This window comes from Candidatus Hydrogenedentota bacterium, assembly GCA_016791475.1.
Taxonomy (GTDB): Bacteria; Hydrogenedentota; Hydrogenedentia; order Hydrogenedentales; family JAEUWI01; genus JAEUWI01.
The window spans coordinates 124,217-143,125 of sequence record JAEUWI010000008.1; the positions used below are offsets into that span (position 1 = coordinate 124,217).

The following is an 18,909-nucleotide window of genomic DNA, read 5'->3' on the forward strand; positions in this document are numbered from 1 at the left end:
ATTCGAGTGGTCAATCTGCGGTGTTCCGACGGCGGTTGTGACCAATTTGGAGGCAACTATGAATGCGGCACATCCTTCTATCGAGGGCATCACGTTCGTCACGTCACCCGAGGGGCACCGATTTGAGCGGACCCAGTTGCGGGCCTTCGTCGTGGCCATAACTCTCGGCGGGATATGCTGGTATGGGTATCCCGCAACGAACGAAGCGTGGGCCGAAATAGTTTTTCAGACGATTATTTTTCTGGTCCCCTTTCTTGGGCTGAGCTATGCGTACAACACGTGGGAGCGGGATGCGACGTTTCGAGGCGACGTAGAAGTCTAGCTTTCCCGCGAACTCCGGGATGAACTTGACGGGTTTCGGCTCCACCACCACGTGGCGGTGGAGGCGAAGCCCGTGCCCAATTCCAGGAGGAATCGCGTCAGGTGGTCCAGCAGGGCATTTTCCAGTTCCCGTTCGTCGTAGCGCTCGGTCAACGTGAGGAAATCGAAGGTACAGGGGTCTTTCAGCGTTTCGCGGGCCAGGTCGGGCAGGGGCGCGGGCAGGGTGGCCTCAGAATTGGCGACGGTTCCGTCCTTCGCGGAGGTGGGGGCCGCTCTCGCTCTGGTAAGTCAGGACGGTTGTCAACTATCAACTATCGACGATTTCGGGTTACAATAGGGAAGTCCGAACCCACTCCCTGATTTGGTGTCTAAGTCTGTAGCTGGTGGAGCGAAAGCGCTCGTGGAACTACTCGAAGAAACCCGCAAATCGTCCGACGCGGAACTTGTGGAAGCCTGCCTGAGAGGCGAAGAAAAGGCTTTTGATGAGTTGCTGCGCCGCTACAAGGATCGGGTGTATAACGTGGTCTACCGCTATCTCGGCCATCGCGAGGACAGTCTGGACGCGTCGCTGGAGGTGTTTGTCCGAGCTTACCGGAATCTGGACACGTATCAGGGCCATGCTCAGGTCTATACCTGGCTCTACAGTATCGCCGCGAATGTGTGCCGAAACCGGCTGCGCGACCGGAGCCGGAAGGGACGAAACATGGGCGTGTCGTATGAGGCGCTGGCGGAGGAGTCGCCCGGCGTGGCCCAGCAGGCGACCGCAAGCAACGTGTCGCCAAGCCACCTGGCCCAGAAGCGCGAGCTGGACGAGGGCCTGCGCCTCTGCCTGGATGGATTGCCGGAGACGTACCGTATGGCCTTTATACTCCGGACTTTTGACAATTTGAGTTATACCGATATCGCCGCGTCCTCCGATTGCCCCGAGGGCACCGTGAAATCGCGGCTGAATCAGGCCCGAAAGCTGCTCAAAGAATGCCTTTCCCGCCGCGGATTGTTGTAACGGAAATCAAAACGGGATTGCCCCAAAAATAAGCACCGACCATGCCCCTGGAATGCGACCAAATACGGAATGAATTCTCCGCCCTGCTCGACAATGAGCTGAACCCGGAAGACCGGGAACTGGTGGAGGAGCATCTTTCCGACTGTTCGGAGTGCCTCCGGGAGCTTCACGGCTACAAGGTCGTATCCGACGCCTACCGCTATCATCACCCGGTGAAGGCCCCCGAGGATTTCGAGGCGCGGTTTCATGCGGCCATTGCGCCCATCGGGCGCAAGCGCAACCACAACTGGCAGCGTTGGACGCTGGCCGCCGCCGCAGGCTTCACGCTGATTGCGGGCCTCGCGTTCTGGCAGTCTCAGTTCACCCTGAAGCAATCCGCCATTTCGGAGCTCGCCCTGAACTCCCCCGCGCCGGAATCGCCGCCGCCCGCGGACGCGCCCCGGGCGATGAGGTTCCAGGCGCCCGCCGAGGCAGTTGCCCCGGACGTCATGATGCAGGAAAGTGCCGCCGCGTCGGTCGAAGCTGCGCCTGTCCCCGCGCAGGAGAGCCTGGGTGCCTCCGGCACCGGCCCCGCGCTTAATGAGATCACGTCCACGGCTGCGGTCGAATCAGAAGCTGGCTTGAAGGGTGAAGACAAGGCCAAAGTGGCCGCAGTACCTGAAACGGGTGGCGGTGGATTCGGTGGTGGAGGCGGTGGCTTTGGCGGTGTGGCCATGCCCAAAGCTGCCCCGGCGGCAGCGCCCGAAGCCGCCACTGCGACGCCGGTGGAGACCCCGGTACCGGAAATGGCGCGACGCACGGCCAGTGACGCGGTCGCATTGAAGTCCGCGCCCGCGGAATCGGACCAGCCGGCGCTGGGCGTCGCCAATCGCGACAAAGAAGAGCGTGTCGTCAGTCAGTCGGCCATGCGCAGCGAGGCGACCGAGTCCGCCCCGGCGGTAGTCGCCGATTCGGCAATGCCCGCGGCTGCTCCGCCCGCCTCTCCCGCACCGGTGACATTGCTGCGCTGGAACGACCTTGAGTTCACCCTGTCCGGCGGAACCTGGCGACAGGCGGGCTATGCCGGGGAAACGCTCACGAAGGTCTCCATTCCGTCGCCGGAATGGAACGGCCTGCTGGACCGGTACACCGCCCTGAACACACTGTGCGACCGGGACGAGCCGGTCATCGTCAAGTTGGGCGAGGTGTGGTACTCGATTGCGAAGGCGCCGACCCCGGGAAATCCTGCGCGCTGATCCCTTTTTCGATTGCGCGCAGCCTCACCGCCACGTCACGATGCGTCCGGTCGACGTTCCCCCTGCGGAAACCACTTTATTCCCACAGCGCACGGGCACCGCATGGTCCCACGTATCCCCCTCGGCACCCGATGGCACCGGCCCGATGTTTTCCCAAGTCCGCCCATAGTCCTTCGAAAGATAGAGGTTCTTCTCGCCGGTGTAGGTGGTGTAGATGATAACCCCATCGCCGACCTGCACGAAATCATCCGCGGAATCGGGAAAGCGCGCCACCTCCGCCCAGGTATCGCCATCGTCCGTGCTTCGGAAGAGCCGCCCGTCCTCCCCGCCTTGCAAGGCAATGCCCTGGCCCAGGTACTCCGTTGCGTAGAGGGCCTTCTCGCTGAGCTGCCCGCAATCGCGCCACGTACGGCCATCATCGGTGCTCCGATAGACCCGGCCCGCCCAACCGTTCACAAGCACGCCGTCCTTTACCTTTTCAAAGCGATAGAGCGCCATGGGTGAAACAGCACCGAGATCCTGCCAGGTCGCCCCGCCATCTTCGGAGCGGAAAACATGCCCGCCAGTTGGATTCGTGTTGCTCACGAGCACCGTGCCGCTGGGCAACACGGTCATGCTGTAGCTGTGGTGAAACTGGGCATGGCGCGGCATGTTCGAAACCTGACCCAGCGGTCGCCAGTTCACCCCCCAGTCCTCCGACTTCCATGCATGGGCATCGCCCGTGAGCAGATAGGCCACACCGTGACCTGCGGAGGCGAGGCACGTCACGCTCCCCGTGTGCAGTTCCTCCCCAAGCAGGTTCCCCAGATCCGTCCAGGACTCGCCGCAGTCGGTGCTCCGGAAAATATGACCCGGCTTTGGATTCCTGGACCCGGCAATGACAACGCCCTCGCCCAGATCGGCGATGGCATCGATGCGCCCGCCGGGAATGACGGGGTGAACCTGCCAGGTGCGCGCTTCCGGCGCGGGATTGGACAGGGTGGCACAGCCGGCGAAGAGGAAAAGCAAAACAGGGACCACGAAGGGAATAAGACACGACATATTGGATGCTCCAACCGGGGATACTGGGGGCCTTTACGCGAAATCCTCGTTGCCGAGCCTTCGTGGAAAGCATATAATCGCGCTCCGGTAGAAACAACTTCTCAGTTCGGACTATTTTGGGGGCGGCATGCGGCTCTTAGATTCGATATCGATTTCAGACTACAGTCGGCTTTCGGAAGCGCTTGGCGATGGCCTGCGCGTCATCGACGCGAGGATAAACACGCAGGAGGCCGCTATTATTCACGAGCACGTGGCGGGACTGCTGGCCGTGCCCGCGGGCGTTCTTTCTAAACTACGGTCCCACGGACTTGCCCGCATCCAGATCGGAAAAGGTGGGGTGGCGGGTTTTCCGGGCTTTGAGGAATACCAAGGCATACAGATTCCCACCGCACCGCGTGGGGTGACTTGGGATGACGCGCGGGGCGCGTACATCGCAGGTCGGAGAGAAGTAATTCTGGGGACGGGTCGCCACGGCTACAGTGGCACGGCAACGCACGAAGTAGGACATGCTTTGGGACACTTGCTAAGTTACGACTTATCGGAAATACTCCAACGCGAGTACAAGGCCCAATTGAACGGCATTTTCGGCAAGAACAGCGCATACTATCCCAATAGACGCTTGAGCGCCACGGGCTGCAAAGAATTCTTTGCAGAAACCGTGGGCCTTGGTATACTAAGTCCAGACGCACTGAGAGCCAACTTCAGTCACGATTACTATGAGTTCATCATGAAGGTTACCCTGCGAACATGAACAAGCTACTCCCAAACGGAAACATACAGGCGGTATATGGGGCAGGCGATGAGAACATGATGACCAGCCTAGTCAAGGAAGTGCCTCCGAGCGACCCCGAGTACGAATCCTGTACCATAATCATGTCACTGGACGACGCAGAAAAAGCACGCGCCATTCTGGCAGCGTATCGGCGAGCGCATCCAGTTGCGTCGTAGCCCACCAAATCTTATGCTCGCCAAACCTCATTCGAGGAAATTGATTCCCGTATTTCCCTTCCTCAATGGATGGGCACCAGTTCGGCGAGTTAAGACATGAAGGATAGAACTTACGCATACCTACAGTGTCAAGCGTTAACACTGATGCAGTCTTTGCTGGGTGTTATCTCTTCAAACTTTAGAATGGTATGGATCACATCAGTCGAGGATATGGTTGTGGTCAGTTTTGTTCTGGAACAAGAGTCTGACCAAGATTTCGAAGAAATTGAAGACCTTAGGACAGAATTCGAATCTCTGCAATTGGCTCAGACCACGTATGAGTTTGAAATTAAAATCTCTAGTGGGGAAATCTCCTGGCCCGATGCATCGCGTTCAATTGTTGTCTACAGGAGGCGGGAAAGCCTGTAACGCGGAGACGAGTCTTAAGCTTGATTTGACCGGTGCGATCGGTAGTAGTTCGTCCTAGAATCGTTTCCACTCTTGTGAAGAAATACGCCATGCACAGCCGTTCCGCGTCACGCAATCCCCACCCCATTTCCCGACGGGCCTTCCTCAGCGCCGCGGGTGTCGGTCTGGGTACGCTCTCACTGCCACGCGGCGCGCGTGCGTTGGACACGCCGCTTAAGCCGCCCAATATCCTCCTCATCATGACCGACGACCAGGGCTATGGCGATCTCTCGTGTCTTGGCAGCCCCCACATCGAAACGCCGCATCTGGACGCGCTCCACGCCGAAAGCACGCGCCTGAGCAACTTTCATGTCAGCCCCACCTGCGCCCCGACGCGCGCCGCCCTGCTGACCGGCCGTTACAACAATCGCGTGGGGGTATGGCACACCATCATGGGGCGATCAATCCTTCGGCGCGGCGAGGTGACGATGGCGGACTATTTTTCGGACGCGGGGTACAAGACCGGGATTTTCGGCAAGTGGCATCTGGGCGACAACTATCCCTACCGCCCGCAGGAGCGCGGCTTTCAGGAGTGCCTGGTCCATGGCGGCGGCGGCGTGGGACAGGCCCCGGATTTCTGGGGCAATGACTATTTCGACGACACCTATCTTCACAATGGGGCGCCCAAACCCTTCAAGGGCTATTGCACGGATGTGTGGTTCGAAAATGCTGCCCGGTTCATCGAGGCCCACCGCGATAAGCCCTTTTTCTGCTACCTACCCACCAACGCCCCCCATTCGCCCTATCGCGTCGCGCCCGAGTACAGCCAGCCCTTCAAGGACAAGGGCCTGTCGGACGACCAAGCCAATTTCCATGGCATGGTCCAGAACATCGACGACAATGTGGGCCGCATGCTCAAGCGACTAAACGAATTGAATTTGACAGAAAAAATAGGGGTAGGGAAGGCCGGTCACCCAGCCTCCCCTCCCTCCGAACCGTACGTGCGGTTCTCCCGCATACGGCTCTCCGGTCGGTGGTTTCATCTAAATGACTTTCTGGCGTCGGCTTGGAGCTGAGCAAGAGAATACAGCCCAAGTTTCGCAAAGAATCGGTTTGGCCAGTTCAAATGGTCTCTCCACCCTCGACTTCTTCCTCTACGTCCCTGTCGTCCCCTGAGTATGCTGCGCAGTCGACTTCGTATCCAGCTATCCATGGTTCGCAGGCTCGAAGTGTTGCTGTGCTTGAAGTAGCCAAACCAACCCCGGAGAATCGGGTTCAACAGGGTGATTATGGTCTCCATGCTATGGCCATTGGTGCGTCGTGTTAACAGCCGCACCCGGTCGCGCAGTTTGGTACTGGCCTTTCTCCCTGCCCATCGCCGTATCTTCTTGGCGCGGGTCTGCTGGAATCGATAGCCGAGAAAATCAAACCCCTCTCCCACCTCGTTAAGGTTGGCGATTCGGGTTTTCTCCGGATGCAGGGAGAGCCCCTGCTCCTCGCACCATTGCCGTAGCAGTTCCAGCGCGGCTTGCGCCTCGTCCTGACTGTCGCAGACAATGACGCTGTCGTCGGCGTATCGAACCATCCGGTGGCCGTGTCGGGCCATGAGATGGTCCAGCGGGTTCAGGTAGATGTTCGCCAGCAGGGGACTGATGACGGCCCCTTGCGGGGTGCCTTCTTCCGGGGTCCAAGCGCCCGCATCTTCCATGACCTCCTGATTCAGGAAGGTTCGTATCAGCGCAAGAACTCGGCTGTCCGCTATGCGCTCTTCGACCCGACCCATCAGTATTTCGTGAGAGATCGTGTCAAAGCACTTGCGGATGTCCGCGTCCACAACGTAGAGACTGCCCGCTTTGAGGCTTCGGTCCACTACGCGTAGCGCATCCTTGCAGCCACGGCCCGGTCGAAATCCAAAGCTGTTCTCGTGGAACTCTCGCTCGAATATCGGCTCGAGGACGTTGCGCAATGCGGTCTGGACCACCCGGTCACCCACGCAGGGGATACCCAGAGGCCGCTTTTCCGCACTGCCCGGTTTGGGAATATACCGCCGCTTGATCGCCTTGGGCGTGTAGGTGCTTTCCCGTAGTGCTTCCGACAGCTGCTCCAGGTATTGGTCCTGAAACCGTTCGTACTGTTGGACCGTTACGTTATCCACACCCGGCGCACCCTTGTTCGCGATGACCTTTCTGGCTGCGGCGGCGAGGTTCTTCGGACGGTAGACCTTGTCAATGAGGCTGAACCATACGTCTCCTTTCACACCCTCTTCGAGTGCCGATAGCATGCGGTCGGTCCAGACAGCCGGTTCCACCCATGCCCACCGGGCGCGGATGTCTGACGCTTGCGTAGCCGTTGCCGACACTGGCGCGTCTCTCAATTCCGGTCCTTCTGTTCTTTCCACTATCCACCTTCCTGCGCCGCCTTCGCTCCACGGGCATTACCCCGCTTCATCACTACTACGGGCGCTCTGACTGCTGAAGGGGCGGCTCTTCGGCTCATCGGAGCATGAACACCGCTCTTGCCCCCCTCAGCTCTCCCTTCTTCACGTACACCGTCTTCCAACCATTCCACCTCCAATCACCCCACAGTCCCCGACCATCGCTTTTACATTCGTCTTGCTGGCACCTGCCTGGACGCCTTGCCCCTTCCGGGGTGGAGTCAGCAGTTTTTCTTTTAAGCCATCAGCGTGGCCGGCCTGTTCCGGGCTTCGCCTTATCGTGGCAGGCTCGCCGGACTGCATGGCCGAATCGAGTTCGTCATCCTGCGGACTGGTCGTTCACCTCGCGTTATTCCCCACCTCGCCTCGCGGTCGACGCAGTTACGTTTGGTTACTGAGGTAAGACGCCATTCAGGAGTGGACTCGCACCACTCTGGCGATGTACGCCCGAAGGCATACCACGATCGTCATCTTCATGACGGACAACGGCACGGCGGCGGGTGATCGCGCGAACATGCGCGATCAGAAAGGCAGCGAATACGAGGGCGGCCACCGCGTACCCTGCTTCATCCGATGGCCCGGAGGCAATCTCTCCAAAGGCCGCGACGTGCCCATGGTCTCGGCCCACTTTGACCTTCTCCCCACACTCCTCGATCTTTGCGGTGTGCCCGCCAAGGACGATGCGTCCTTCGACGGGATCAGTCTCCGGCCCTGGCTGGAAGACCCGCAGGCACAGGAGCCGGGCCGATCGATCATCGTGGATTCTCAACGGATTGAGCATCCGGAGAAGTGGCGCAAGTCGGCGGTGCTGGAGAAGAACTGGCGGCTTGTCAACGGAAAGGAGCTTTACGACGTCCAGACCGATCCCGCACAACAGGTTGATCGCGCCGCCGAGTTCCCCGATCACTTAGCGCGGCTCCGCAACGACTACGAAGCCTGGTGGTCGGATGTTTCCCCGAGTTTTGACCAGTACTGCCCCATCCTCATCGGCGCGCCGGGTCAGGGACCCGCTGTGCTCAGCAGCCACGACTGGCATGGCGAGCATCCTGCCTGGAACCAGAATCAGATATTGAAGGGCGCGGCGGGCAATGGCTTCTGGGCCATTGAAATTGCCGAGGCGGGGGCCTACCAGTTCGACCTGCGCCGCTGGCCCACGGAAGCAAGTGCGCCGATCCGGGGCGCACTGGAAGGCGGTGCGGCGCTGGCGATTAGCCAGGCCGAAATTTCCATCGGCGATCAGGCACTGTCCGCACCCGTGGGCGAGGCCGATCACGCGACGCGCTTCACGATGATGCTGGAGAAGGGCGAGACGCGACTAAGGACCGAGTTCACCTGCGATGACGGCAAGGAACGGGGGGCTTACTATGTTGTCGCTGAGCGCGTGTCCTAGCGAACACGCGCCACCACGAAAACCGACACCCCGAAGGGCAGCGGGCGCCACCGCATACAGGCCCGCTCCACGGCCAGCAGCGCACCGAGCAGGCGATTGATGATCAGGTTCCCCGCCTTCACATCGGACGTGCCGGGCGGAACCCAGCGCCGCAGCAGGCGCACGGCGCAGATTGCGGGGAAGAGGGCCGTGTTCCAATAGGTCGACTCGACCACATCGAAGCCCGCTTCGCGCAGCAGTCCATTGATCTGGCCCCGGGTGAAGCGCCGCCCCGTCTGCACGGCCACATCATGCGATGAGTAGAGCCACTGGTAGGCCGGCACATTGATCACCACCACGCCGCCCGGCGTCAGCACCCGCCGAAGCTCGCTCAACACCCTCCCGGGGTCGGCCACGTTCTTGTGATAGAGCACATCCAGCACCAGCGCCACATCCGCGCACCCGGTCGCGATGGGAAGAGAAGTGCCATCCCCCCGAACCAGAGGCACAATGCCCCGCGCGCGGCAGAACGTCAACGCGTCGGGGTTGAAATCAAGCGCCGCGACCAGCCGCTTGCCGAAAAGACGGGACGCCATACCGCCCGTTCCGCAGCCGATATCCACGATGCGAGACGCGGAAGGCGCGTGGCGCGCGAGCGCGTGGAGCACGAGCGTGTGGAGCCCGCGATACCACCAGTGGGCGTCTTCGACGGCGCGCATGCACGCGTACTCTTCCGTATTCACGGTTTTGCGCTCCTCCTCGTTCCGTGCTACCATGACCCCGATGCGGGGCGTATTGTCGCGTCTGACGGGCGCGGAATCAAGGATCTTTGGGCATGAGACACGGACTTGCAGCAGCTTTGTTGCTGATGGCGTTTGGGACCTCCCTCTGGGGCTGCGAAGCCCGGGTCAACCGGGAGCGGGACAACTACGGCTTTCTGGAACTTCACAAGGCCGCCCGCGAAGGCAATGTGGCGCTGGCCCAGAAGCTCATCCAGGAAGGGGCCAAGGTCAATCTGACCGATATGGACGGCATGACGCCGCTTCATTCCGCCGCGAAAAATAACTTCCTCGACCTTGCCACCCTCCTGCTGAAGAACCACGCCGACGCCACTATCTTGACCGAGGAGGGCTGGGACGCCCTTCACCTGGCCGCCTGGCGCGAGCATCCGGAAATGGTGAATCTACTCCTCAGCTTCGGCGCCACGGCCAACCGCAAGACGGATCGGGGCTGGACCGTGGTCCACATGGCGGCCTTCAAGGGCAACATTCCGGTCCTCGACGCCATCAACCGCGACTGGCCCGCCTACCAGACCACGGAGCGGCCTTCGCTGGATGATCTGGACAAAGATGGGAACGCCCCGATACACCTAGCACTGAAGCAGGGGAAGTTGCAGATGGCCAATTTCCTCGTAATGAAACGGGCCAAGCTCAACATTGCCGACAAGGATGGGAGCACGCCGCTCCATCTGGCCATTCCGTCGGGTGATGTGGAGCTCGTTCGACTGATGGTTTCGCAAGGGGCCGACGCAAATGCGCGCAATGGCGCGGGAAAAACGCCCTACACGCTCTGCGCGGAGCAGAACAACGTCCCCATGGCCCAGATTATTCTCGCGGCGGGCGGCCTCCAGTAGTCGCCCTCAGATTCCGATCCGGTCCACCAGATCGGCCCACGCCCGATTCACGGGGAAGGGGCCCGGATACTTGACCCATTCCACATGGCCGTCCATATAGAGGACGTTGGCCCCGCCCGGCAGGTGATTGAAGCCCTGGGGGTTGAGGTCGATGCGATCATAGACGACGGCGACACTGGTCTGCGAGATGTCCGCGGCCGACGGGTTGTTGATGTCGGTAATCTGGAACCGCTCGACCCCCTCCCGGATACGAAACACCTGATGGGTCTCGCCGAAATCGTCGGTGAAGGACCAGGGGCTCTTCAATCGCTCCGGACTTGGGTCGTCCAGAACCGCCAAGAAGCCGTTGAGGAAAGGCTCGCTCACATCGCGGGTGCCTTCCTCCTCGATCCACTTGGTTTTGAAAATGAAGCCCGTGTAAAAGTAGGAAAGCTGGTCGAACAGGCACGGGTTGGCCGAACCGCCCTCCCGGGTGCCGCCGGGGCCGTCGGGACGGTTCCAGCGGCCTGATCGCTCTTCTTGAATAGCGTTGAAGCCCGAAGGGCAAACAAGGACGCGGGCGTCGGCTAGATATTCGGGATAGATCGCCTTCCCATCGAACATCATGGTACGCGTGTTTTTCACATCGCAATTGGGGCCGACATAGCTGTGTATCGGCGGAAAGTCCCCATTGCTCTCGCTGGCGTACATTTTAAAGGCCAGCCCCATCTGGCGAATGTTGTTGGAGCAACTCGCGCGACGCGCGGCTTCGCGGGCTCGGGCCAGGCCGGGTAACAACATGGCGGCCAGAATACTGATAATCGCCACCACCACCAGCAATTCGATCAGAGTAAAGCCAGTACGTCGGCGCATGGTAAGAATCTCCCGGCACCAGGGTGCCCGATCAGTAGCTCACTGAATAACAGGATAGCACCAAAACCCTAATAACGCAACTTCAATTCTTGCATTTCTACGGAAAGAAGCGCCGGATGGCAACAACCACCTCGTCGACGGCGGTCAGTTCCATTTCGGGGTAGAGTGGCAGGGAAAGCACGGCAGAGCAACGCTGCTCCGCCACAGGAAAATCGCCCGGGCCATACCCCAGAAAGCCATAGGCCGGTTGCAGGTGCACCGGGATGGGATAGTGCATCAGGGTCTGCACCCCCTGCTCCCTCAGAAAGGCTTGCAATTCATCGCGCCGTTCACAACGCACCGGATAGAGGTGGTGGTTCGACACCGCCCAGCCGGCCTGCGGGGGCAATTGAATTGGAAGTCCGGCGAGTCCGGTCGCGTAGCGTGCCGCCAGAACGCGGCGCTGCTCATTCCACGTGTCCACATGGGGAAGCTTGGCCCGGAGGATAGCCGCCTGAATCTCGTCGAGGCGACTGTTAAAGCCCGGCACCACGTGGTGATAGCGGGTTTCCTCGCCATAGTTCCGGAGCATGCGCAGGGCGGCATCCAGCGTCGGGTCGTCCGTTGTGACGGCCCCGGCGTCGCCGTAGGCCCCGAGATTCTTCGAAGGGTAAAAGCTGAAGGCCGCCAGATGCCCCAGGGTGCCGCAAGGACGTCCCTTGTACAGCGCGCCATGAGCCTGAGCACAGTCCTCGACGACGGTCAATCCATGTTCCCCGGCAAAGGCCATGATTGGATCCATATCGCAGGGGTGCCCGTAGAGGTGCACCGGAACGATGGCGCGGGTCCGCTTGCTGAGCACGGCCGCCAGCTTCTCCGGATCAAGGGTGAGCGTTTCCGGGTGGGCATCGACCAGCACAGGCGTCGCGCCGCTTGCCCCGATGCCGGCGATGGTGGGCACGCAGGTATTGGCCACCGTAATGACTTCATCGCCATGACCCACACCGACCGCACGCAGGGCCAGATGAATGGCCTCGGTACCAGAGCCGACACCGACGGCGTATCGCGTCCCCACCCAGGCGGCGAATTCCGTCTCAAATCCGGCGCATTCTTCGCCCAGCACATACCACGAGCGATTCAACACCCGGTCGATGGCTTCGCGCACCTCCGCTTCAATCGCGCGAAACTGGGATTGAAGCTCCACAAAGGGGACCACGTTCAGCCGTCCTTTCCCAGAAGCACCATCCGCACCCAGAGTCCGGTCAGATTGCGCGCGACACGGAAGATCCGGGAAAAATTGAAGAACTGTGACTTGCCGTGGTGCCGGTCGTAGTGATGGACGGGCACCTCCGTCACGCGGCAGCCCGCCCGCTGGATCTTGGTCATCATTTCGGCGCAGATCACGCCACTGTCGCTCTTGAGCTCCACCTTGTCGAAGACGCTGCGCCGGATTAACCGAAAATCACAATCCACATCACGAATCTTGAGTCCGAAAGCCGTTTTGACGAGGTGGTGATAGATCCGGCCGATGATGATGCGGTGGAGCGGGTCGTGGCGGGTGATTTTGTAGCCCTGGACCACATCGATATCGTCCGAAATCTTCTCCACCAGCCGATCCAGCTCGCGCACGTCGTACTGGGCATCGCCGTCGGTGTAGAAGATCCACTCCTTCGTGGCGGAGGCGAAGCCGCTGCGGAGCGCACCGCCGTAGCCCCGGTTTGCTTCGTGGCGCTTGACGCGCACTTGGGGAAAGTGCCGCTCGATCTCTTCCAGCAGGTCCAGTGTGTGATCGCCACTGCCGTCATCGATAAGGGTGATGTCATAGTCCAGACCGAGACGCTCCGCCGTGCGGATAGTCAGCATGACCATGCTGCCCATGGTGCCCCAGTCGTTGTAACAAGGATAGAAAATAGAGACGCTTGCCATGTTCACTCCGTCGTTTTCGGAGTAGACAGTAGCACAAAATTACCCGCGGGTTGCACCCCGCAGTCTGGGGGCAGGGTCGCACGAAGCGATGGCGTGTCCCGCGTGATTACCGTGTCGAATTGGCCCAGCAACGCCAGGGGATCCCGCCCCGTCTCGACCACGCGGTCGCCGAAGAAGTTGAGAAGCCCCGGCAAGCGATCCACGTCGGTTCCGATGCGGGTAGTTGGCGGCAGCGCCATCACCGCGTCGATCAGCGCATGCTCGGGCACCATTTCCTGATTGGAAGTAATTTCCCTCGTCTGAAAGAGGGTCCACTCCATTCCCGGCCACGCCAGCATGACCACCACGCCCAGGGCGATCGCGCGTTTCACACGGGGCCGCGCGGGAGTCACCATCCGCCCCAGCGCATGGACCAGCCACGGGGCCGCGAAGATGACCAGAATGGCGTAAGCATTCCACAAATAGCGATGAAGATGGCCGGGCGTAAAGAAGAACCACCAGTAGAGCAGGAAGATCGCATAGAGGTAGAGCGCGATTGCGGGCGGATCATGACGGTGACGAAAGAGCACCGGTACGCTGGCCATCAGCAACCCAAGCCACGCGAGATGGGCCATGGGATGGGGCAGGACGGCGTGCTCGATGGCCCCAAAGAAACTTGAAACGCCAAAGAGCAGGTAGTGCTGGTAGATGGCGAGCACACCGCCGGTTTCGGCAACGCCGTTGCCGTGAAGCCTCTGAAACACGGTCCAGCAGCCCAGCACCAGCACGCCGCCGATCACGGGAAACACCACCTGCCGCCAGCCAATCCGTCGATGGGTCACCCGGTCATAAACCCAGGCCCCGAGGAAACTGAAGGCGACCAGAATGATGATGGTCTTGGCCAGAATCGCGCAGCCGACGAGCGCCCCGGCAAGTAGGCCCCAGGTGGACGACGATTTCGAAGCGGCTCCCCCAAGCTCACAGGTCCCCCCCGCTTGCGGGGGGGTAGAGTGGGTACACACCGTAGGAAGACTCGCACCACCAAAGTCAGATTCGGAGTTTACCCCCCCTGCCCCCCCGCAAGGGGGGGGGACCAAGACGCCAAGTCCCGACTCCGAATTCTGCGCCGCACACCCAATTGCGAAACCCTCCATTCGATCCGTCGCCCCCCTCCCACTTTGCAACGCCCTTCGCCACGCCAGCAAACCCAGCAACAGAAAGAAGTACGCCGGCACTTCCCCGTAGAGCGTGCGCCCGAGATAGATCGAAGAATAGGTCCCCAACAGGAGCACCACGGATGCCAAGGCCGCTCTCGTTCCGAAGAGTCCCCGGGTGAAGCCCCAGGTCGCGAGACACAGCCCGGCGAAGAATGCCACCATGACGCCCCGGGCGACGGCCAGGCTCGTGCCGAAAGTCTTAAAGGCCATCGCAATCGGTCCCAGCACCACGGGTCCCACGGAGTCGAAGGAGTCGAAGTACTTGAAGCCCGACTCCGGATGCCCGGAAGCATAGGCCCCGAACTCGGCCAGGTTCCGCGCCACAATAAGGTGGTGCACCTCGTCCGGCGCAGCGAAGGGATAGTCCCCGAGCCGAAGGCCCAGCACGAGTACTATCGCGAGCAGGAGCGCCATTAACCCCACGAAGGCGCTTCGGGAAAGTCCTTCGCGCGGCTCGGAAACCTGGAGCGACACGCCAGTCCCGCGCCACCGCACGAGGAGCACGACCGCAATGAAAGTAAGCGCTGAAAAGAGTCCTGCGCGGAGCCAGAGTCCGCCGGGCGCATCGATGAAGTCGAGTTCGGGGTGGGCACGGGTGTAGGCCACCAGCACCAGGGACGCCACCGCAGTGAATGACGCGCACACCAGCGTAATCACCGCGACAGCCCGCAAAACATCCTCCGAGGTGCAACGAAGCTGCGCGAGTGGTCCGCAGGCTTCGGTGTTGTCGCATGGTTGTGTCACTTGGGCAGGTCCTGATTTCCGTCGGAGTATAGCAGCGCTCGATGTGGTGGTGACAGTATGCGATGTTTTATGGGTCTTATGGGACCTATGAGTTGCGTGGATCGCACAAGAACATTGGCCCCATAAGCCTCATCTTCCCCAAGGTCACCGAATAGGCACGCCGCCCGACGGACGCACCACGGAAAAGCGCACAGTACTCGTCGCGCCATCCAGCGACACGCAGGTCGCGCGATGCTCGCCCAGGGATAGTTGCCAGTAAACCGGACTGTCCGGCCCCGATTGGCCCAGATACTGATCGTCCATATACCAGTGGAGTGCCACCGTCTCGCCGAGTGAAGATGTAAGTCGCAGTTGGTCCCCCCCGGCCACGCCGCTGAGCACATACTCGGCACTTTGCGCCGGGACGGCAATGGCGAGACTCCGCGCTTCGAGGTCGGCAAGATTGGCCTTCGCCGCCGACAACGCCGAGAGATCCCAGCGGGTCGCGTCGGCGGGTTGGGCGGCCGCCACGGTGATGCCGGCCTGCGACGCAGGGTGAAGCGTGCAGCGCCGGTGCAGCCAGATTGATGCGGGCAGCACCACGCTCGCCGTCTCGGGACAATGCTCCGCCGCTGGCAAACCCGACCGCGTGCATACGTCAATGGAAACATCGGAGGGGTCAGCCCCGGGCCATGCGGGCGTGGATTTTGGCGGCAGACTGCGAAAGACATTCTCGGCCAGGGGCAATGCGGCCCGTGCGCCGATAAGCTGACGCGACTCCTGCCCCGAATTGTTCCCGAGCCATACCGCCACGAGATAGTGACGGTTAAAGGCGAAGGTCCAGGCATCGTGGTAGCCCGTGGAGGTGCCCGTCTTCCAGCACACGGGGTTGAGGTTGCCGCTGGTGCGCGTCAGCCCGGGCGCCACCTCGCTCGGGAAGGGCTGGGCCAGCATGTCGTAGAGCATGCGGCAAACCGCTGGAGAAAAGACCGGTCCGCCGTTGGCCGCCGCTGCGCCTTCGCGCCACCGCAACACATTTTGCTCACCCAGACTGGCCAGCGACAGATACAGCCGGGCGAGCTCTTCCAGGCGCACCTCGCAATTGCCGATGGCCAGGCCAAGGCCGTAGTCGTCGGCGTCACGGGTGATCGTGCCCAGGCCCGCCCCTTGAAGGTAGCCGAGAAAGCCCGGCACGCCCACGCGCCCAAGCAGCGCCACCGCCGGCACGTTCAATGAATAGCGCAGGGCCTCCGTCGCCGTCACCACGCCATTGAAAGAACCGTCGAAATTGCCCGGATTATACCCGCCATAGTCCGCCACATCGTCGAGCAGCACCTCGCTCGGATAGAGCTGCTGTTGCGCCATGGCCCAGCCATAGAGGAAGGGCTTCAGCGTCGAGCCTGGCGACCGCGGCGAACGGCACGCGTCCACGTGCCCCCCGCCCGGCGTGTTCTCAAAGTTTGCCGAGCCCACCCGCGCCAGGATGTTGCCCGTCTGCACATCCGCCACCAGCAGGGCGCCATTGGTGATGGTGCCGTTGAACTGCTTCAGGTGGTGGGGCAGATCCCTTTCGAGCCGCGACTGCAAGGTGGCGTCCAGCGTGAGTCGAATAGATTCGCCCCGGTCAAGCTCCGCCGACAAAGGCACGGCCAGGTGGGGCGCCAGGCGCGGGAAGTCGTGCCACTCGGCGCTGACGGGCGTGGCGAGGGCCCAGTCGCGTTTTTCCACGTCAATAAAACCATCATCATGCATGCGCCGGAGGACGTAGTCCCGCCGCAGCTTCGCCCGCTCCGGGTGCTCCAATGGGTTCAAGCGACTTGGCGCTTTGGGCAGGCCCGCGAGCAACGCGGCCTCGGGCAGGTTCAGCGTCTGGGCCGACTTCCCGAAATAGCGCCAGGAAGCGGCCTCGACCCCAACGAGATTCATCCCGTAGGGCGCGCGACTCAGGTAGGCGCTGAGGATCTCTTCCTTGGCGAGCGACTTCTCCAGCCGCAGCGCGCCGATAGCCTGACCGACCTTACCGGATATCGATCGGCTGTCGTGCCCGCCCAGCTTCACCACCTGCATGGTCAATGTCGACGCGCCGGACGCCACCCCCACCTCCGTCACATTCTGCACCACCGCCCGCAACACCGCCACCGGGTCCACACCCCGGTGCCGCCAGAAACGCTGATCCTCCGCCGACTGCGTCGCCTGAAGCAGAAAGGGGCTCAACTCGCCATAGGCCCGCGGCAGCGACCACGTCTCGTCACCGCTCAAGGAAACCAGGAGACGCTCTCCATGGCGGTCCAGAATCTGCCCGGACGACACCGTACGCGTGTACGGTGCGGGATCCAGCGGCGGCAGGAGATACCAGCCCAGCCATCCACCGAGCACGGCGGCAAGCACGACAGCTACAGCGGCGGCCAGCAGGCGTTTGGGCTTAAGGATGGGTCGCAGGGAGAATTTCATGGACTCGGACTCGGGAAAAGGTATCGTTGAGCATTGTACCATTCGGTGAACTCGGGTGTGTCACCTGAAGCCAAATCGATCGTCAAATTTCTTACTTTTCGCCCCAAAACCTCCCGTCATCCTTGCAAATCATCCACGGCGTGGATAATTTGCAAGGATCGATGGCGGATTGGGGGCGAGAAGGGACTGACGCGCGCTGGTCCGCTCAAACGAACGGCATCATCCTCGAACGAAGCAGCAACACCACAAAAAGCGGCGGGCCCGCCAATGCGCGTGGCTGTCCCGTCGTGAGGGAGGTGATCGAGGGCATTCAACGCCCACGCGATCCGCGATACTGACCCTTGATAAGGGCGTCGTGTCTGTTCACGTGCGCCTCGGCCACGACGGGACAGCCACGGACGTTGACATTAACTTCGCCCGAGTAAAGTCGCTTTCGAGACAAATTCGCTGCAGCTACCGTAGGGCACTTGTCCGCGTCAGTCCCTACGCGCCGCACTTCCTCGCTTTTTTGAGGAAGCTTGGATCGGAACCCCAGGGCTTGCCACGCTGGGTGTGTCGGCGAATATCCCGCACGAGGTCCGTGTCCTCTCGCTTCCCGCCCAATGTCTCGACCCATCCCTCCACTGTAAACTGGCCAAACCACCGCGTTAGATCGAGAAGTCGATCGCCCCGCAAACCTGCATGGGCTTGCGCACTGGACCATGGATACAACCAGGGCTCGACCTCAATTCCCGCGCGAACTGGGTTGAGTTCTACGTAGGCCAGCGCATTCATCGCATGCGATTCGTCCATCGGACACGAGAAAAACCGGCTCTGCCACAAGTGCCCACTGCGTGAATACTTTTCCTGAAAATAGGCGGTATATTGCTGGTGCGTTCGACCGATGGTGTCGGCAAGGGATGATTCGAAACCGGGTACCGCCACCACGTGCACGTGATTCTTCATGAGGCAGTAGGCGATCACCCGAAGGGAGAATTCTTCGCCGAAGAGCCGCAGCAACTCGAGATATTTTCGATGATCCTCGTCATCGAAGAAGACCGATTGCCGGTCGTTGCCCCGCTGCGTTATGTGATGCGCCGCCCCGGGAATAACAATTCGTGCTGTTCTGGGCATGTCACTACACTAACGCAACTGTTGTATAGTGTCAAGAGGGAGGTCACAGGGACTGACGCGCACGGGCCCATTCTATCCGCGCGAGCGACGCCATGGTCAATGAAGAGGCACCGCACATGGGATGGGCCCTCTAACGCGCGTGGCTGTCCCGTCGTGAGGGAGGTGAGCGAGGGCGTTCGTTGCCCACGCAATCCGCGACACTGACCCGCAATACGGGCGTTGTGATTGCACCGCGTGCGCCCGGGCCACGACGGGACAGACACGGACGTTGGAATCAACTTCGCTTGGGTGCGGTTGA

Annotated in this window: 15 protein-coding genes and 1 pseudogene; 6 read left to right on the top strand and 10 right to left on the bottom strand. The window is 61.2% G+C overall.

Annotation, left to right across the window (positions count from 1 at the left end; all coding sequences use genetic code 11):
- Positions 1-103: 103 nt before the first annotated feature.
- Positions 104-543: pseudogene (locus tag JNK74_06320) on the bottom strand (DUF1016 family protein).
- A gap of 178 nt (positions 544-721) precedes the next feature.
- On the opposite strand from JNK74_06320, the gene JNK74_06325 reads away from it, so the two are divergent.
- Both JNK74_06325 and JNK74_06330 read left to right on the top strand, forming a co-directional pair.
- Positions 722-1,324 carry a sigma-70 family RNA polymerase sigma factor gene (locus JNK74_06325; protein MBL7645792.1) on the top strand — a complete coding sequence of 201 codons (603 nt, stop codon included), beginning with the start codon at positions 722-724 and terminating at the stop codon, positions 1,322-1,324.
- Between the two features lie 41 nt (positions 1,325-1,365).
- Positions 1,366-2,559 carry a zf-HC2 domain-containing protein gene (locus JNK74_06330; protein MBL7645793.1) on the top strand — a complete coding sequence of 398 codons (1,194 nt, stop codon included), beginning with the start codon at positions 1,366-1,368 and terminating at the stop codon, positions 2,557-2,559.
- Between the two features lie 24 nt (positions 2,560-2,583).
- On the opposite strand, the gene JNK74_06335 is transcribed toward JNK74_06330, so the two are convergent.
- Entirely contained in the window at positions 2,584-3,600 is a 1,017-nt protein-coding gene (locus JNK74_06335; GenBank protein ID MBL7645794.1) for a hypothetical protein, read from the bottom strand.
- Positions 3,601-3,727: 127 nt separating this feature from the next.
- On the opposite strand from JNK74_06335, the gene JNK74_06340 reads away from it, so the two are divergent.
- Entirely contained in the window at positions 3,728-4,351 is a 624-nt protein-coding gene (locus tag JNK74_06340; protein MBL7645795.1) for a hypothetical protein, read from the top strand.
- A gap of 694 nt (positions 4,352-5,045) precedes the next feature.
- Entirely contained in the window at positions 5,046-6,011 is a 966-nt protein-coding gene (locus JNK74_06345; GenBank protein MBL7645796.1) for a sulfatase-like hydrolase/transferase, read from the top strand.
- Here JNK74_06345 and ltrA read toward each other — a convergent pair.
- Positions 5,975-7,216 carry a group II intron reverse transcriptase/maturase gene (ltrA, locus tag JNK74_06350; protein ID MBL7645797.1) on the bottom strand — a complete coding sequence of 414 codons (1,242 nt, stop codon included), beginning with the start codon at positions 7,214-7,216 and terminating at the stop codon, positions 5,975-5,977. The genes JNK74_06345 and ltrA overlap by 37 nt on opposite strands.
- A gap of 628 nt (positions 7,217-7,844) precedes the next feature.
- Between ltrA and JNK74_06355 the strand changes: the two genes are divergently transcribed.
- On the top strand, positions 7,845-8,759 hold the full coding sequence (locus JNK74_06355; protein MBL7645798.1) for a sulfatase-like hydrolase/transferase: 915 nt from the start codon (positions 7,845-7,847) through the stop codon (positions 8,757-8,759).
- Here the strand turns inward: JNK74_06355 and JNK74_06360 are convergent.
- Complete coding sequence (locus tag JNK74_06360; GenBank protein MBL7645799.1) at positions 8,756-9,481, bottom strand: class I SAM-dependent methyltransferase; 726 nt, start codon at positions 9,479-9,481, stop codon at positions 8,756-8,758. The two genes, JNK74_06355 and JNK74_06360, sit on opposite strands and share 4 nt — an antisense overlap.
- Positions 9,482-9,573: 92 nt before the next feature.
- Between JNK74_06360 and JNK74_06365 the strand changes: the two genes are divergently transcribed.
- Positions 9,574-10,371 (top strand): ankyrin repeat domain-containing protein, encoded by a 798-nt coding sequence (locus JNK74_06365; protein ID MBL7645800.1) that lies wholly within the window; start codon positions 9,574-9,576, stop codon positions 10,369-10,371.
- Between the two features lie 6 nt (positions 10,372-10,377).
- On the opposite strand, the gene JNK74_06370 is transcribed toward JNK74_06365, so the two are convergent.
- The 6 genes from JNK74_06370 to JNK74_06395 form a co-directional block, all read right to left on the bottom strand.
- Positions 10,378-10,977, bottom strand: a complete 600-nt coding sequence (locus JNK74_06370; protein MBL7645801.1) for a hypothetical protein — start codon at positions 10,975-10,977, stop codon at positions 10,378-10,380.
- 343 nt (positions 10,978-11,320) lie between these two features.
- Positions 11,321-12,418 (bottom strand): DegT/DnrJ/EryC1/StrS family aminotransferase, encoded by a 1,098-nt coding sequence (locus JNK74_06375; protein ID MBL7645802.1) that lies wholly within the window; start codon positions 12,416-12,418, stop codon positions 11,321-11,323.
- A gap of 2 nt (positions 12,419-12,420) precedes the next feature.
- The gene (locus JNK74_06380) at positions 12,421-13,128 is read right to left on the bottom strand and encodes a glycosyltransferase family 2 protein (GenBank protein MBL7645803.1); all 708 of its coding nucleotides are present in this window, start codon (positions 13,126-13,128) and stop codon (positions 12,421-12,423) included.
- 2 nt (positions 13,129-13,130) lie between these two features.
- A complete protein-coding gene (locus JNK74_06385; GenBank protein ID MBL7645804.1) occupies positions 13,131-15,068 on the bottom strand; it encodes a hypothetical protein in 1,938 nt (645 codons plus the stop codon).
- Between the two features lie 144 nt (positions 15,069-15,212).
- Complete coding sequence (pbpC, locus tag JNK74_06390) at positions 15,213-17,498, bottom strand: penicillin-binding protein 1C (GenBank protein ID MBL7645805.1); 2,286 nt, start codon at positions 17,496-17,498, stop codon at positions 15,213-15,215.
- 483 nt (positions 17,499-17,981) lie between these two features.
- Positions 17,982-18,611 (bottom strand): transposase, encoded by a 630-nt coding sequence (locus JNK74_06395; protein ID MBL7645806.1) that lies wholly within the window; start codon positions 18,609-18,611, stop codon positions 17,982-17,984.
- Between the last annotated feature and the right edge of the window lie 298 nt (positions 18,612-18,909).

What these genes read in the sequence shown, in the direction of transcription:
- JNK74_06345 (MBL7645796.1), top strand. Translation starts at nt 5,046, where the DNA reads ATGCACAGCCGTTCCGCGTCACGCAATCCCCACCCCATTTCCCGACGG.
- JNK74_06365 (MBL7645800.1), top strand. Translation starts at nt 9,574, where the DNA reads ATGAGACACGGACTTGCAGCAGCTTTGTTGCTGATGGCGTTTGGGACC.
- JNK74_06355 (MBL7645798.1), top strand. Translation starts at nt 7,845, where the DNA reads ATGACGGACAACGGCACGGCGGCGGGTGATCGCGCGAACATGCGCGAT.
- ltrA (MBL7645797.1), bottom strand. Translation starts at nt 7,216, where the DNA reads ATGCTATCGGCACTCGAAGAGGGTGTGAAAGGAGACGTATGGTTCAGC.
- JNK74_06395 (MBL7645806.1), bottom strand. Translation starts at nt 18,611, where the DNA reads ATGCCCAGAACAGCACGAATTGTTATTCCCGGGGCGGCGCATCACATA.
- JNK74_06340 (MBL7645795.1), top strand. Translation starts at nt 3,728, where the DNA reads ATGCGGCTCTTAGATTCGATATCGATTTCAGACTACAGTCGGCTTTCG.
- JNK74_06330 (MBL7645793.1), top strand. Translation starts at nt 1,366, where the DNA reads ATGCCCCTGGAATGCGACCAAATACGGAATGAATTCTCCGCCCTGCTC.
- JNK74_06335 (MBL7645794.1), bottom strand. Translation starts at nt 3,600, where the DNA reads ATGTCGTGTCTTATTCCCTTCGTGGTCCCTGTTTTGCTTTTCCTCTTC.
- pbpC (MBL7645805.1), bottom strand. Translation starts at nt 17,498, where the DNA reads ATGAAATTCTCCCTGCGACCCATCCTTAAGCCCAAACGCCTGCTGGCC.
- JNK74_06380 (MBL7645803.1), bottom strand. Translation starts at nt 13,128, where the DNA reads ATGGCAAGCGTCTCTATTTTCTATCCTTGTTACAACGACTGGGGCACC.
- JNK74_06370 (MBL7645801.1), bottom strand. Translation starts at nt 10,977, where the DNA reads ATGATGTTCGATGGGAAGGCGATCTATCCCGAATATCTAGCCGACGCC.